At 31.9% G+C, this 14,924-nt stretch carries 13 protein-coding genes and 1 rRNA gene; 10 read left to right on the top strand and 4 right to left on the bottom strand.

Annotated features, from left to right (window positions below; genetic code table 11):
• Nucleotides 1-73: 73 nt before the first annotated feature.
• From guaB to DY123_RS05970, 4 genes are all read left to right on the top strand, one after another.
• On the top strand, nt 74-1,210 hold the full coding sequence (gene guaB, locus DY123_RS05985; RefSeq protein WP_140924624.1) for an IMP dehydrogenase: 1,137 nt from the start codon (nt 74-76) through the stop codon (nt 1,208-1,210).
• A 153-nt stretch (nt 1,211-1,363) separates the two neighbouring features.
• Nucleotides 1,364-2,722: a D-alanyl-D-alanine carboxypeptidase family protein gene (locus DY123_RS05980; RefSeq protein WP_140924626.1), complete on the top strand. Its 1,359-nt coding sequence runs from the start codon at nt 1,364-1,366 to the stop codon at nt 2,720-2,722.
• A gap of 223 nt (nt 2,723-2,945) precedes the next feature.
• Entirely contained in the window at nt 2,946-3,689 is a 744-nt protein-coding gene (locus DY123_RS05975; RefSeq protein ID WP_140924644.1) for an AzlC family ABC transporter permease, read from the top strand.
• A gap of 18 nt (nt 3,690-3,707) precedes the next feature.
• Nucleotides 3,708-4,040, top strand: a complete 333-nt coding sequence (locus tag DY123_RS05970) for an AzlD domain-containing protein (protein ID WP_140924627.1) — start codon at nt 3,708-3,710, stop codon at nt 4,038-4,040.
• A 53-nt stretch (nt 4,041-4,093) separates the two neighbouring features.
• Here DY123_RS05970 and DY123_RS05965 read toward each other — a convergent pair whose 3' ends face one another.
• Entirely contained in the window at nt 4,094-5,272 is a 1,179-nt protein-coding gene (locus DY123_RS05965; protein WP_140924646.1) for an SAM-dependent methyltransferase, read from the bottom strand.
• 152 nt (nt 5,273-5,424) lie between these two features.
• Between DY123_RS05965 and DY123_RS05960 the strand changes: the two genes are divergently transcribed.
• Nucleotides 5,425-6,471, top strand: a complete 1,047-nt coding sequence (locus DY123_RS05960; protein ID WP_140924629.1) for an AI-2E family transporter — start codon at nt 5,425-5,427, stop codon at nt 6,469-6,471.
• Nucleotides 6,472-6,537: 66 nt separating this feature from the next.
• A complete protein-coding gene (locus DY123_RS05955; protein ID WP_105964094.1) occupies nt 6,538-7,230 on the top strand; it encodes a 2,3-diphosphoglycerate-dependent phosphoglycerate mutase in 693 nt (230 codons plus the stop codon).
• Between the two features lie 50 nt (nt 7,231-7,280).
• On the opposite strand, the gene DY123_RS05950 is transcribed toward DY123_RS05955, so the two are convergent.
• The 3 genes from DY123_RS05950 to DY123_RS05940 all read right to left on the bottom strand — a co-directional run bounded on the left by DY123_RS05950 (nt 7,281) and on the right by DY123_RS05940 (nt 10,420).
• On the bottom strand, nt 7,281-8,186 hold the full coding sequence (locus tag DY123_RS05950) for a polysaccharide deacetylase family protein (RefSeq protein ID WP_140924631.1): 906 nt from the start codon (nt 8,184-8,186) through the stop codon (nt 7,281-7,283).
• 289 nt (nt 8,187-8,475) lie between these two features.
• The gene (locus tag DY123_RS05945) at nt 8,476-9,693 is read right to left on the bottom strand and encodes a glycosyltransferase (RefSeq protein WP_140934643.1); all 1,218 of its coding nucleotides are present in this window, start codon (nt 9,691-9,693) and stop codon (nt 8,476-8,478) included.
• A 253-nt stretch (nt 9,694-9,946) separates the two neighbouring features.
• On the bottom strand, nt 9,947-10,420 hold the full coding sequence (locus DY123_RS05940) for a MerR family transcriptional regulator (RefSeq protein WP_181401243.1): 474 nt from the start codon (nt 10,418-10,420) through the stop codon (nt 9,947-9,949).
• Between the two features lie 152 nt (nt 10,421-10,572).
• Here DY123_RS05940 and DY123_RS05935 point away from each other — a divergent pair, with 152 nt between their 5' ends.
• From DY123_RS05935 to DY123_RS05920, 4 genes are all read left to right on the top strand, one after another.
• Complete coding sequence (locus DY123_RS05935; RefSeq protein WP_140936436.1) at nt 10,573-12,015, top strand: MDR family MFS transporter; 1,443 nt, start codon at nt 10,573-10,575, stop codon at nt 12,013-12,015.
• The gene (locus DY123_RS05930; RefSeq protein ID WP_140924638.1) at nt 12,015-12,779 is read left to right on the top strand and encodes a DUF4811 domain-containing protein; all 765 of its coding nucleotides are present in this window, start codon (nt 12,015-12,017) and stop codon (nt 12,777-12,779) included. Before DY123_RS05935 ends, DY123_RS05930 begins: the two co-directional genes overlap by 1 nt.
• A 302-nt stretch (nt 12,780-13,081) precedes the next feature.
• A complete protein-coding gene (tyrS, locus tag DY123_RS05925; protein WP_140924640.1) occupies nt 13,082-14,338 on the top strand; it encodes a tyrosine--tRNA ligase in 1,257 nt (418 codons plus the stop codon).
• A gap of 446 nt (nt 14,339-14,784) precedes the next feature.
• Nucleotides 14,785-14,924, top strand: a 16S ribosomal RNA gene (locus tag DY123_RS05920); the annotation flags it as partial.

Genomic DNA, 14,924 nt, shown 5'->3' with positions numbered 1-14,924 from the left:
ACTAAAGGTAAATTTGACCTTTGGTGTTTTTTTTTGTATATTAGAAGATAAAAAATAAGAGGGGTTATTGATTATGTCTAATTGGGATACAAAATTTGCAAAACAAGGGATTACCTTTGATGATGTTTTACTTATTCCAGCAGAAAGTCACGTTTTACCAAATGAAGTGGATACTTCAGTACAATTAGCTGACAATTTGAAACTTAACGTACCATTTTTAAGTGCTAGTATGGATACAGTTACTGAATCTGATACAGCAATTGCAATGGCTGAAGTTGGTGGATTAGGTGTTGTTCATAAAAACATGTTAATCGATGACCAAGCTAAAGAAGTTGCCAAAGTTAAGGCAGTTGAAAAAGCTGATAAATATCCCAATGCTGCTGTTGATGCTAATAATCATTTATTATGTGCGGCTGCTGTTGGGGTTACATCTGACACTTTCAAACGTGCTGATGCATTATTTAAAGCAGGTGTTGATTCAATTATTATTGATACTGCCCATGGTCATTCTGCTGGTGTAATTAGAAAAATTAAAGAAATCCGTGAAACTTATCCTGATAAGACATTAATCGCTGGTAACGTTGCTACTGGTGAAGCTACTAATGCTCTATTTGAAGCTGGTGTCGATGTTGTAAAAGTTGGTATCGGTCCTGGTTCAATTTGTACCACTCGTGTAGTTGCCGGTGTTGGGGTCCCTCAAATTACTGCTGTCTACGATGCTGCGAAAGTTGCTAGAAAATGGCACAAACCAATCATTGCTGATGGTGGAATTAAATTCTCTGGTGATGTTGCTAAGGCAATTGCTGCTGGTGGTAATGCTGTAATGCTTGGTAGCATGTTATCAGGTACTGATGAAGCTCCTGGTGAAGTCTTTGAAGAAAATGGTGTTAAATACAAAGCATACCGTGGTATGGGTAGTATTGGTGCCATGGAACATGGTTCAGCTGACCGTTACTTCCAAGGTGAAGTTAATGAAGCTAAGAAATTAGTGCCTGAAGGAATTGAAGCTCGTGTTGAATACAAGGGCTCAGCTAAAGACGTTGTTTTCCAAATGACAGGTGGACTTAGATCTGCTATGGGATACACTGGTTCCAAAGATATTAATAGTATGATTGAAAATGCTCAATTTGTACAAATTACTAACGCTGGTTTAGCAGAATCACATCCACATGATGTTCAAATCACTAAAGCTGCTCCTAACTATAAATAAAACTAATTAAATTAAAATCATTGAAAGTACTAAAATAAATTATTTTAGTACTTTTTTTATTTTCTAATGACTTAATTGAAATATTGTTGTAACATTTGAATGTAATACATTATTTTTACATAACTATATTTTAATTCGAAAGGATCATTTAAAATGTTTTTTAAGCATTTCAAAAAAGTCTGTTTAATTGTGATGGCTGTATTTACCATTAGTACACCATTAGCAGTGACGGCTAACAATCATAAAACTAACATTAAGACTGAAAAAGTAACCAAGCAAGATAAAAATAGTCAACAATTGGATCGACAAACTAATCATTTAATTAAAAATAATTTACCTTTAAATTTGCAAGCAAAATCTGCATTAGCTGTGGATGCAAAAACGGGACAAATTTTATATGCTAAAAATGCAGATCAAGCATTACCAACTGCATCAATGAGCAAATTATTAAGTATTTATGTAACTTTACAAGCAATTCAATCCCATAAAATAAATTGGAATACTAAGGTCAAGATTACACCGGCACTACATGCACTAAGTGTGAATCCAGAATATGCCAATGTTGAATTAAAAGCAGGTCATGAATATACAATTAAGCAGTTGTATCAAGCAGCCATTTATTCTGAAAATGCTGGAGCAATGGCTATGGGTTATGGAGTTGCCGGTAGCACACAAAAGTTTGCTTTGAAGATGCGTCAAGCAGTTAAAGACTTAGGTATTAACGATGCTCAAATTTATACTGCTTGTGGATTAACCAATGGTGAAGTTGGTTCCTTAGGTTTTAAAGACGTGGATGCTAATGCTGAAAATAAATTATCAGCAACTGATATGGCCATTATTTCAATGAATATTTTGAAAATATATCCTCATATTTTGAAAGATACCGCTGCTAATACTACTAAATTTGAAAACAATACTATGTTGAATTGGAATTGGATGATTAGAGGTCGTAGCGAAGCTTTACCAGATATTAAAGTCGATGGCTTAAAGACAGGGACTTCTGATACTGCGGGTGCATGTTTCACTGGAACTGCAGTCAAAAATAATCATCGCGTAATTACAGTCGTGATGGGGGTACACCATAGTGGTCAATATGATCCTTCTCGCTTTGTGGAAACCCAAAAATTATTAAAATATGTATATGCTAAATACCATCATGTTAATTTAGCACCTAACCAATCGGTTAGTGAAATGACTGAAGGTCGCAATGATGGAAATATTTATGTTCCTAATGGTAAGGATGAACATTTAAGTTTATCCTTTGCCGATAAGCAAGATATTTGGTTAGACAATAATCAACAATTTAATCTACAAAAGATTCAACCACTAAGTAACCTTAAATATAAGGGTGGAATTGATGCACCAATCGATAAGGGTGAAATTGTGGCTAATGCTCAAGTTAAAGGCACAAAGTATATCACTGATAGCAATGTTAAATTATCAGCAAGTAAAGATGATGATAAAGCTAATATTTTTGTAAGAATGTGGCGCAGCATCATGTCGCTATTTTAGATGGTTGTTGATTTTATCTTTGGATTAACTTTAAATAAAGTTAGATAATTAACCTAGTTTTGTATTATAATAGTAATAAAGTTTTACTTTCTTTACTTAAATTCTAGTAATCGAAATATTAATTTAAAATGACCGAACGTTATATATTACGGGGGAATAGTCTTTGACAAAGCAAGTACCAAATCCAAACGAGCCTAGGTGGTTAACGAATTTAAAGACAGCAATGCCTTTAAATATTAGTTATGTACCAATCGGATTAGCATGTGGGATTCTGCTACATGCGGCCGGATTTAATACCATTCTTACGGGATTGGTTTCATTATTGGTTTTTTCTGGTGGTGCACAATTTTTAATTGCATCAATGTTAGTAATTAATTCACCTTTGTTATCAATTGTAATTATGTTATTTTTCTTGGAACTAAGATATGCACTTTTAGGATCAAGTATTTCTAAGTATCTGCAAGGACAGTCTAATTTATTTACTTTTCTATTTGCACTTTCTTTAAATGATGAAACTTACGCTGTTAATTATTTAAAGTTATCTACTGATAAAAAATTTACACCGAGTGATGCTTTACAGATAGAGCATTATGCCTTATTTGTTTGGACACTTAGTACAATTATCGGTAGTTTGATAGGATCAGCTATCAGCATTAATCTAACAGTAGTGCACTTTGCATTAACCGCATTATTCATTTATATGATTGTTATGCAGATTAAATCACTACTTAAAGTTTTAGTAATGTTATTAACTATTGGGTTATCAACTATTTTCTTATTGTTAATGAAATCAACTTTAGGTTTAGTAGTTGCAACATTATTAGCATCTTTCGTTGGCTTTATGGTTGAATCTTATATTCGTGCTCACTATAAACGCTATCGTAAGAACATATTCTTGCATTCTTTCAAGAACCCTGCTGGGACGCCTGAAGAAGAGGACGAAGAACTTGAAGAAGAAAATAAATAGTTTATTAGGAGATATTTTATGGAGTGGAATTCTACACAACACTTTTGGTTAGTTATTTTATGTTTTTTTGTAGCTTTAATACCAAGATTTGTTCCCCTTTCTTTTTTTAGAACAAGAAAAATACCAAAGTGGTTTAATGAATGGATGTCTTATGTACCCATTGCTTTATTTACATCATTAGTAGTTAAGGATTTAATTATTACATCTTCCTATGGGTTATCTGTCGATGGTAAGGCTCCTGAATTAATTTCTGCTTTTATTGTATTTATAATTTCATATTGGACTCGTTCAATGGCTTTGTCAGTCATTTTAGGACTAGGATCAGTAATTGTGCTTTCACTTATAATATAAAAATAAAGGAGTAGTGATTTTAATCACTACTCCTTTATTTTTATATTATATTTTTATTTATACATGTAATCTCTAGTTAGTGGAAGTTCTTGTCCAGAAGGTCCCTTAGAAATTAAGTATTGCATAACATCAATGTTACCAGCCTTGAATGATCCAGCACAGGTCTTAAGATATAAGTCCCACATTCTTAAGAAGCGTTCATCATCACCCATAACTTTTTTAACTTCATCAATATTAGCATTGAAATTCTTATCCCAGTTTTCAAGGGTTAATTGATAATGACGACGTAATGATTCAAGATCAAAAATTTGAAGACCGTTATTAGTAATATGATCAAGATTTTCAGTCATACCAGGAACATAACCACCAGGGAAGATGTATTTGTTAATCCAGCCATTGTATGCTCCACCTTGTTGTCTAGTAATTCCATGGATTAAAGCAACTCCATGTTCTTTTAGATACTTAGCAACACATGCGAAGTATTCATTTAAGTTTTCTTTACCAACGTGTTCAAACATTCCAACTGATGTTATGTAGTCGAATTGTTCGTCACCTAATTGACGGTAGTCTTGTAAACGAACTTCAGCTTTATCTTCCAAGCCTAATTTCTTAATTTGTGCATTTACATAATCACATTGTTCTTGACTTAGAGTAACTCCAACCACTTTTAAGTCGTAATACTTAGCAGCAGCTAACATTAGAGTTCCCCAACCACATCCAATATCTAAAAGAGTGCGACCAGGTTGTGGATTTAACTTTTTGATAATGTGATGCATTTTTTGTCTTTGTGCATCATATAAATCATCATCGGGTTTTTCAAAGTATGCACATGAATATGTCATAGTTTTATCTAACCAAATCTTGTAAAAATCATTTCCAATATCATAATGACTTTGAATATCCTTCTTACTAGTGGATTCATTATGATTTTGTTTAGGCAAGAAGTTAATGAATTTGTGATCACGAATGAAACTAGTTGATTTTTGATATGCAGATACAATTAAGTCTTCGATACTACCTTCAACTTCGATTTTTCCGTCCATATAAGCTTCACCCAAAGCAATTGAAGCATTACTTCTGATGTCTTTAATAGGGATAGGTTCCTTCATAGTGATAACTGCTTTGGTTTCACCATCACCATATTTTTCAGATTTTCCGTCCCAATAGTTTACTTGGATTGGTTCATTAAATCCGTGCTTAAAAAATGTTTTATAAAATGTTTTTTCAAACATGTGAACAGTCCTTTCTTTCAATAATAATCACATCGACAATTATACTCTTAAGTTACTATTTTTTGTAAGTGATTGTTATTATGAAATTAATTAATTTCATTTAATTAAATGTTATAATAAAATATCTAGTAAATATTTAGTAGGGGGTATATATGAAAATTTGGGAAAAATTTGTCGCTAATGTAAAGTTACGTCGTTGGTGCGTACTATTAGTGTTAATTGCTATTTTGTACTTAATGCGTAGTATGATAAGTATGTTACTTTTAACTTTTATTTTTGCACTTTTAGTGACTAAATTAGTTAACTTTATTAGAAAATACGTTAAAATTCCGGCTCCGATATTAGTAATATTGATATATATATTGTTTGTTGGTGGAATTATTACTGCCGTTGTAGTTTACTCACCAGTCATTTATGACCAAGCAGTAACTGCTTCGAAGCATGTGATTGCATTTTATGATGATCCAAATAATATGGAAGGGGCTAACCAATTTCAAGATTGGATTAGTTCATTTATTCATCGTTCTAATTTCTTAACTGAAGTTAAGGGTGGATTAGACTTCTTATTCCAGTATGTTTCTAGCATCGGTCAAATGGGAGTTACTTTCCTATTATCATTGATTTTAAGTTTCTTCTTTACTCTAGAAGAAAAATCAATGGCAGAATTTAGTAAACGTTTTCTAACTTCAGAATTCGATTGGTTCTTCCAAGATGTTTACTACTTTGCTAAAACATTTACTAAAACTTTTGGGGTAGTTTTAGAAGCCCAATTCTTGATTGCTATTTTTAATACCATTTTTACAACTATAATTATGGCTTTCTTGGGGATGCCTCAATTGTTTATTCTAGGTATCATGGTGTTCTTCTTAAGTTTAGTTCCGGTAGCAGGAGTGATTATTTCATTGATTCCTTTATCAATCGTAGGTTATTCTGTTGGTGGAATTAAATACATCATTTACTTAGTAATTATGGTTGCAGTAGTTCATTTATTAGAAGCTTATATTTTAAATCCTAAATTAATGTCTTCAAGAACCGAATTACCAATCTTTTACACATTTTGTGCATTGATGATTGGTGAAGAAATCTTTGGTGGCTGGGGCTTAATTGTCTCGGTACCAATTCTTACTTTCTTCCTAGAAATCATTGGTGTTAAAGGTGAGAATAAAAAGGGTTTAAAAATGAAGAGAATTATGAAATAAGCTGAAAATTGTTGTCATTTGGTGTAAAATTAAGATGATATTTATAACTTGAAAGGGGTTCAACCTATGTCAAAACTTGTATTAATCCGTCATGGACAAAGTCAATGGAACTTATCAAACAAATTCACTGGTTGGGAAGACGTTGACTTAAGTGACAAAGGTGTTGAAGAAGCTAAAGAAGCTGGTAAATTAGTAAAGGAAGCTGGTCTAGAATTTGATTATGCTTTCACTTCAGTATTAACTCGTGCAATTAAAACTTTACACTATGTTTTAGAAGAATCTGATCAATTATGGGTTCCTGAAACTAAGACATGGAGATTAAATGAACGTCATTACGGTCGTCTTCAAGGTTTAAACAAAAAAGAAACTGCTGAAAAATATGGTGATGAACAAGTTCATATTTGGCGTCGTTCATACGATACTCTACCTCCATTATTAAGTGCTGATGATGAAGGTTCAGCTGTTAACGATCGTCGTTATGCAGACTTAGATCCTAACATCATTCCTGGTGGAGAAAACTTAAAGGTTACTCTAGAACGTGTAATTCCTCTATGGGTAGATCAAATTGCTCCTAAGTTATTAGATGGCAAGAATGTTATTATTGCTGCTCATGGTAATTCACTACGTGCTTTGAGTAAATACATTGAAAGAATCTCTGATGATGACATCATGGATCTTGAAATGAAGACTGGTGAACCAGTTGTTTATGACTTCAATGATAAATTAGAAGTACAAAACAAAACAAAATTAGATAAATAATTTTAAACTAAAAAAAGCAATCGGAATTTTCCGATTGCTTTTTTATTTTATTATTTTGTTGAATACCAATGTCTAATACTTGGCCAACTGTTAGTATTAATAATCATTCTTGGCGCATATTGTAGATCTAAATGATCACCATTTCCATGATTATAAATAACACCACCATCTAATGTTGCAACCCAGCCTAAGTGTTGAGTGTGTAAGAAATCGTTAGTTTTATGGGTACCACCACCATAAGGATAAGCAAAAGCATCACCATATGTGCCGGTATGTTTATACAATTCTTCTCTAGACTTTTTAAAGTCCTTAGTAAATCTTGTATAATTTTGAGGTAAATTAAATATTGGAATTAACTTAGAAGTTAAATAATGCATATTATTAGTATGCAATCCAATTGTCATTAAATTACCAGCATATTTTTTAGCATCATGAATTTGATTCCATGTTGCTAATTGAGTACCTTCACGATATCTACCAGTGTTACCAGTAATTATAAATGTAGTAAATGGAAATTTATATTTTTTCATTACTGGAATTGCATTATCAATAGTTGTACGATCAATATCATCAAATGATAAAACGGCATATTTACCTTTTATAGGCTTGTGAGAATTTGTCATTTTGACCATCTCTTGGCCTGATATTACTTTAATATGCTTTTTATGCAAGAATTCCATTTGTTCATTGAACTCATTTGTTGGAACATTGAAATCGTGTAATTGCGAATTGGTAGAAAGGGTTCTTGATATATTAACTCCCAAATTATCTTTTAAAATACGATGATAACAAAAAATAAGAATACCATTTTTTTGTTTTTCAGCCTGTTTATCAAGAGCATAATTTTCACTGCTACCTTTATCATATTGAATTGCTTTTCTAACAGTAAATGACATTAAAATCACAACGATTACTGCTACAACAGCAACTATGATTTTTCTAGTCCTTCTTGACATTACTATTTAACCTCCGTAAATGATGTAATCTAAAAATCGAATAGATTGCTGTTAATATAATTAATGCAACTACGCCTATGATTAGTTTAATGTATAATCCGTAATTTAAGTTTAATAATAGATAGAAACTTACGAAGTCATCGCTATAATAACCAAATAAAAATGCAAAATTAACAATTAATACAAAAAATACATAAAACCATAGAAAAGCATATAAACAGAAGTGAAATATTGCTTTAAAGGGGCTAATTTCTTTTCTAATAACAAATTTATCTATTTTATTTTTCATTTATTTAACCCCCCGATCAGGACTACTCCAAGTTCCAACATTTTCTGGATCTAAGAAGAATGAAACCAAGGCAGTAATACATGAAATTAAATTAATCATCCAATAGTAAACAATATATGCAGGAATTAGTAGCAAGTCACTAAATTGTAAAAATGCTTTAGCACGTGAACCAAAAAATCCAATACAAAATTGTGCAATACTAATAATGATTAGCATTAATAAGACGTCACCATCTAATTGAACTTCGTGAATTAATAATAAATTAAATACATAAGAGATAGTGCTCAATGCAGTTAAAACTGCCCAAGTATTACTGATGATAGTTTCATATAATAGTGCTTTTCTGGAAATATCACTATGAATTAGAAAGTCGTGATTCTTCACTAGAACTTCCATACCACCACGAGCCCAACGACGACGTTGCTTAATTAAGCTACGAGTATTTTCAGGAACTAGAATCCAACATAACATTGCTGGTTGGTATCTAACTCGCCAGTGTTTACGATACATTCTCCAAGTAATATCGATATCTTCAGTAATGACATCCGTATGCCAGCCGCCGACATCTTTAATTGCTTCTCTTCTGAATCCAACCATTACTCCAGAAACAGTATTAATACGACCATATAGGAATGATTGTGCTTTTTTGATGATATCAATAACACCAATATATTCTAATAATTGAAGGCGTCCTAGAATAGTAGTTCTATTTCTTACCACTGGTTTACCAGCGACTGCTCCTAAACTAGAATCAGTTGCCAATGTTTTAACCATTTGGGTAACTGAATCTTTAGCAATCAATGAATCAGCATCAATTCCCATTATGTATTTACCTTCGGAAGCAGCAAAACCTTGGTTCATAGCATTAGCTTTTCCTTGGTTGACATCAATTGGAACGATTTTAATGTTGAATTGTTTGGCATATTTTTTCTTTAATTCATGCATTATATTTAAAGTATCGTCATCACTTTTATCGTCGACCAGTACAACTTCAAAGTTTTTATATTCAATCTCTGAAATGGAAGCAATTGCTTCTCTTAAAGTATCACTCTCGTTATGAGATGGCACTATAATTGAAACTAAATCGTTTCCAGAAATATCAACGAATTTTTCATGTTTTCGATACATGCTTTCAAAGATAGAACCAACAATCCAGATTGCTGAAACAACAATCGGATAGCCGATTATAAAATCGTTGATTATATCTAAAAATCCCATTTATATGTTTTCCTCCTTAAGTTAAAGCCACTAAATTATTTTAATTTAAAGACATTCAAATTACATAATAACTTTATTTAAATTAATTATAAAGTACTTATTACTATATATCAAAGTGACTATTTCTACATACTATAAAATTATAATACCACATAATAAAAAGCACCATCCCAGCTTAACAATGTTAACCGCCTTACAAAATTAGTTTGGAATGTCTAACTTTTGTAAGGCGGTTCAATGGAATGGTGCTTTTTTAATTACTATTATTGTTATCAATAATTTTAACTTTAATTTTATCGTTGTCTTCCACAAAATAGATTGATTTATTTTCTTCTCCATCAATTGGTCCCATATTAACAGAAGGATTTTGATCAACCATTGCTAGACCATTAAAACGTTTATTAATTATTTTATGCATAATACTGCCAGTTTCATCAAAGATCTTAGCTTTTTCTGCTGCGGTATTTAAAGTATATCCAGATTCTAAAAATGATTTGATTAATTCTACTTTAATGATGGCATGATATGGATAACGATGATTCTTATTTTTATCATCGCATATAGATTTAATGTATCCCTTTTTTTCCCAATATCTAATTTTGGATTGGGGAACGTTACATGATTTTGATAATCCGCCGATACCAACAGATAAATCAAGTTCTTTCATTATTTTATATAAACGATGAGAATATTCTTGTACTTCATCTTTATTCATTTCATCTGACAAAATATCACTTCCTATAATTATATGAAATCAATTTAAATATCTGATAATAATTATATATTATTTAATATTGTTGTCAAATAAGTTGACAATAATATTGCTTGGTTGTATATTAGGAAGAGTCGATTTATTAAAATTAGAAAAGAGGTTGCGATATGAACGTAGATGCAAACGGTAAAAGTTATAATAAAACGATGCTAGTTTTATTACTACTAGTTGGTACTTTTTGTACTATCTTAAATCAAACTATTTTATCAACTGCTTTTCCTACATTAATGAAGGCTTTTGATATTGATACATCCACAGTTCAATGGTTAACATCTGGATTCATGATGGTCAATGGGATTGCAATCCCAGTTAGTGCATGGTTATCTAGTCGTGTTAATACTAAGTGGTTATATTTAGGGGCAATGATTGTTTTTGAAATTGGAACAATCATGTCATTTATGGCTGGTAATTTTGGAACTCTATTAGCTGGAAGATTAGTTCAAGCTGCTGGAGTGGGTGTTACTATGCCTTTACTACAAACAATTATGTTATCAATTTTCCCACCAGAAAAACGTGGAGCCGCCATGGGGCTTTCAGGGATTGTTATTGGATTAGCCCCAGCAATTGGGCCTACTTTATCTGGATGGATTTTAATTAATTATACTTGGCGTGATTTATTTGGAATGATTATTCCAATTGTCGCTTTAGTTATTATATTAGGACTATGGTTTATGCGTCCTATTCTACCTACCAAAAAATCTAAGATTGATGTTTTATCATTAATTCTTTCTACAATTGGATTTGGTAGTGCACTTTATGGTTTCTCCGAAGTTGGTACTTACGGATGGGGAAGCAATGTTGTTATTAGCACTTTGATTATTGGTGTTATTTTTATTGCATTATTTGTATGGCGCCAATTAGTAATGAAGGAACCATTCTTGAATATTAGAGTATTTAGAAATAGTAAATTTACTATTTCTACATTATTGTCATCAATTACTATGATGGCTTTAGTTGGATTTGAAATGGTATTACCATTATATTTACAAATTATTCGTGGGATGAACGCTTTTCATTCAGGATTAACATTATTGCCTGGTGCATTAATGATGGGGATTGTTTCACCATTTGCTGGTCAAATATTTGATAGATATGGTGCTAAGAACCTAGTAGTAACTGGTTTTACATTATTATTCTTGGGAACTATTCCATTTGCTTTCTTAACTGAAGATGCATCAATTGCCTATATTGTAATATTATATGCAGTTAGAACCTTTGGTATGGCTATGGTTATGATGCCGGCAACTACTTATGGGATGAATGCTTTACCTACAGATATGATGAACCATGGTACTGCTGTTAATAACACCGTTAGACAAGTTGGTTCTTCTATTGCAACAGCGGTTCTAGTTTCAATCTTATCTAATGTTACTTCAAATAATATTCCAACTAGTCACTTAAAGACACTAGATCCATTGGCATATGCTCATTCTGCTTTATCAGCTACACTAACTGGTTATCATGCTGCTTTCTGGGTTGCAGCTATCTTTATTGTGATTGGAATTATTGCAACATTCTGGTTGAATGATAACAAAGGGGGAAATAACTAATGATATTAATTTTATTAATTGTTTCAGTTTTATGTTTCTTCCTATTTAATACATTATTAGTTAAAAATAGAATGCTACATTTTGCTACTAGTGTTATATCGTTCATTGTAGTTGTGCTTTCAACGGTTTTAATTACTATGAACTTCCATAATCATTATGGAATGCATAAAGTTACTACCACTGAAAATAGTGAACTAACTTCTAGCAGTGATAAAATGGGCATGCTTCTTTACCAACCAATTGGTACATCGGGTAAAGATAAAGTTGTTATTTATAAAACCAATGATGATCAAAAGAAGCCAAGTACGACTTCAACTGATAAGAATACCAATCATATTATTACTAATGCTAAGGATGCTAAGCTAGTTACTAAGACTACTCGCTATGAATATAATTCTAAATCAAGTAAGTTTTGGTTTGATTTAGCTCAAAAGCCAACACGCGTTAAAACTGTTAATTATTTCTATGTACCTAAAGACTGGTTAACTCTAACTACTAATCAAGCGAAAGCATTACCAAACATTATTAATAAACTACAAGCTCCAATGCAAACGGATGCTGCAAAGGCACAAATGAAGAGTGCAGCTGAAAGTTATGTTAAGGATCAAATGACAACAGCAACGAAAAATGATCCTAAGATGAGCAAAGATACCCAATCAAAATTAGCTAAAAAAGCTGCTGAAGATTTTCAAAATCAAATGAAGGCACAATCAATGGGTAAAATTATGCCTCAATTAAAACAAGAACTAAGTAAAATTAAATAGTATTGACAATTATTTCAAGGCTGATTATTATAATAAATAACAAGCTAAGAAGTAGTTACTAGTATTTAAGATAATTTGAGAATGCAGAAACTTAGTGGTGATGAGAACTAAGCAGTTATTTTAAAGAATTACACCTATGGAGCTCTGTTCAATTTGATATTGACGGGTCATTGCGTTATTAATGATTTTGAGCGATCGCACAATAGCGATAACCTGGGTGGTAACGCGGATTAATACTACAATTTCGTCCCTGATGATGTCTTAAGGCATTGTTAGGGACTTTTTTATTTGGAGGGAAAAGTATGAATATTATTGATGATTTAAAATGGCGTGGTGCCATAAATCAACAAACCGATGCTGAAGGTTTAAACAAGGAAGTAAATGAAAAGAAGATTGGATTATATGCTGGAATTGATCCTACTGGTGACAGTATGCATGTGGGACATTTAATTCCATTTATGATTTTGAAAAGATTCCAATTAGCTGGTTACCATCCATACATTATTATTGGTGGAGCAACTGGTTCCATTGGTGATCCATCTGGAAAAAAGGCTGAACGTAAGTTACAAACAATGGATCAAGTTAAATACAATGAACAATGTTTAACCAAACAAATGGAAAGCTTATTTGGTCAAGACGGTTCATTTACCATTGTTAATAATTATGATTGGTTATCTAAATTTTCACTACTAGATTTCTTACGTGACTATGGTAAATTGTTTAATGTTAATACAATGTTAAATAAAGAAATTGTATCTAGTCGTTTAGAAACCGGTATTTCATATACTGAATTTACTTACCAAATTCTCCAAGGAATGGATTTTGAACACTTATACAAGAAGCATGATGTTCAATTACAAATTGGTGGAGCTGATCAATGGGGTAACATTACTGGTGGTATTGATTTAATTCATAAAACACAAGGTGCAGATGCTAAGGCATTTGGTTTAACAATTCCATTGATGTTAAAAGCTGATGGTACTAAATTTGGTAAGACCGCTGGTGGAGCTGTTTGGCTTGATCCTAAGAAGACTACTCCATATGAATTTTACCAATTCTGGATCAATACTGATGATCGTGATGTTGTTAAATATTTGAAATACTTTACTTTCTTAGATAGGGATGAAATTGAAGCTTTAGCAGATAAGGTTAAGAATGAACCATGGAAACGCGAAGCCCAACGTCGTCTTGCTGAAGAAGTTACTGAATTTGTTCATGGTAAAGAAGCCGTTAAAGAAGCCGAAAATATTACTAACGCTTTATTCTCAGGTAACATTAAAGATTTAACTGTTGATGAAGTAGAAACTGGTTTTAAAAATATGCCATCAATGGAAGTTAGTGCTGATAAAAAGAATATCGTTGAATGGTTAGCTGATGATACTAAAATTGAGTCATCAAGAAGACAGGCACGTGAAGATGTTAAGAATGGTGCAATTAGAATTAACGGAGATAAGATTGATGATGTTAATGCAGAAATTGATCCGACCGCTAGTTTTGATGGTAAGTTTGTTGTTGTTAGAAGAGGAAAGAAAAAGTATTTCTTAGCAAGAATTAAATAGTGTTGACACCTTAGAGAATTAATTTTAAATTAATTCTCTTTTTTTATTGACGCAGCTTACTATTCTTGATATTATTATTCCTGTTGTCATTTTAGTAACGAAGTTTACAAAGTGTTTAAAAAATAATTACAAAAAGTTATTGACTTTCACTTGTTAAGATGGCATAATAATTAATGTTGCGTTGTTGATATGACAAAAAGCAACAAATTAATTCAAAATTTAATTATAAAAAGTTGTTGACATTAAGTTGATAATTTGATATAATTAAAGAGCTGCTTATTGAAAGTAGCTAACTGATAAGTAGATCTTTGAAAACTGAACAAGATTGATAATCGATGATGTGTAAGGATTCTTATGATTTAGATCATAAGGAATTAAACATTGCGAAGTCAATTCGCTTATAAAAAACAATTAATTTGATGAGCTAGTTAAAAGCTTTTCATCTATAAGATGAGAGTTTGATCCTGGCTCAGGACGAACGCTGGCGGCGTGCCTAATACATGCAAGTCGAACGAGTCCTCCCAATTTGATTTTATGCTTGCATAAATGATTTTTGGATTCGGGACGAGTGGCGAACTGGTGAGTA

Source organism: Apilactobacillus micheneri, assembly GCF_006493595.1.
GTDB classification, from domain to species: domain Bacteria; phylum Bacillota; class Bacilli; order Lactobacillales; family Lactobacillaceae; genus Apilactobacillus; species Apilactobacillus micheneri.
This window is presented reverse-complemented; position numbering and strand designations above follow the sequence as displayed.

Coding starts and splice junctions, on each gene's coding strand:
- guaB (WP_140924624.1), top strand. CDS start 74: ATGTCTAATTGGGATACAAAATTTGCAAAACAAGGGATTACCTTTGAT.
- DY123_RS05980 (WP_140924626.1), top strand. CDS start 1,364: ATGTTTTTTAAGCATTTCAAAAAAGTCTGTTTAATTGTGATGGCTGTA.
- DY123_RS05975 (WP_140924644.1), top strand. CDS start 2,946: ATGCCTTTAAATATTAGTTATGTACCAATCGGATTAGCATGTGGGATT.
- DY123_RS05970 (WP_140924627.1), top strand. CDS start 3,708: ATGGAGTGGAATTCTACACAACACTTTTGGTTAGTTATTTTATGTTTT.
- DY123_RS05965 (WP_140924646.1), bottom strand. CDS start 5,272: ATGTTTGAAAAAACATTTTATAAAACATTTTTTAAGCACGGATTTAAT.
- DY123_RS05960 (WP_140924629.1), top strand. CDS start 5,425: ATGAAAATTTGGGAAAAATTTGTCGCTAATGTAAAGTTACGTCGTTGG.
- DY123_RS05955 (WP_105964094.1), top strand. CDS start 6,538: ATGTCAAAACTTGTATTAATCCGTCATGGACAAAGTCAATGGAACTTA.
- DY123_RS05950 (WP_140924631.1), bottom strand. CDS start 8,186: ATGTCAAGAAGGACTAGAAAAATCATAGTTGCTGTTGTAGCAGTAATC.
- DY123_RS05945 (WP_140934643.1), bottom strand. CDS start 9,693: ATGGGATTTTTAGATATAATCAACGATTTTATAATCGGCTATCCGATT.
- DY123_RS05935 (WP_140936436.1), top strand. CDS start 10,573: ATGAACGTAGATGCAAACGGTAAAAGTTATAATAAAACGATGCTAGTT.
- DY123_RS05930 (WP_140924638.1), top strand. CDS start 12,015: ATGATATTAATTTTATTAATTGTTTCAGTTTTATGTTTCTTCCTATTT.
- tyrS (WP_140924640.1), top strand. CDS start 13,082: ATGAATATTATTGATGATTTAAAATGGCGTGGTGCCATAAATCAACAA.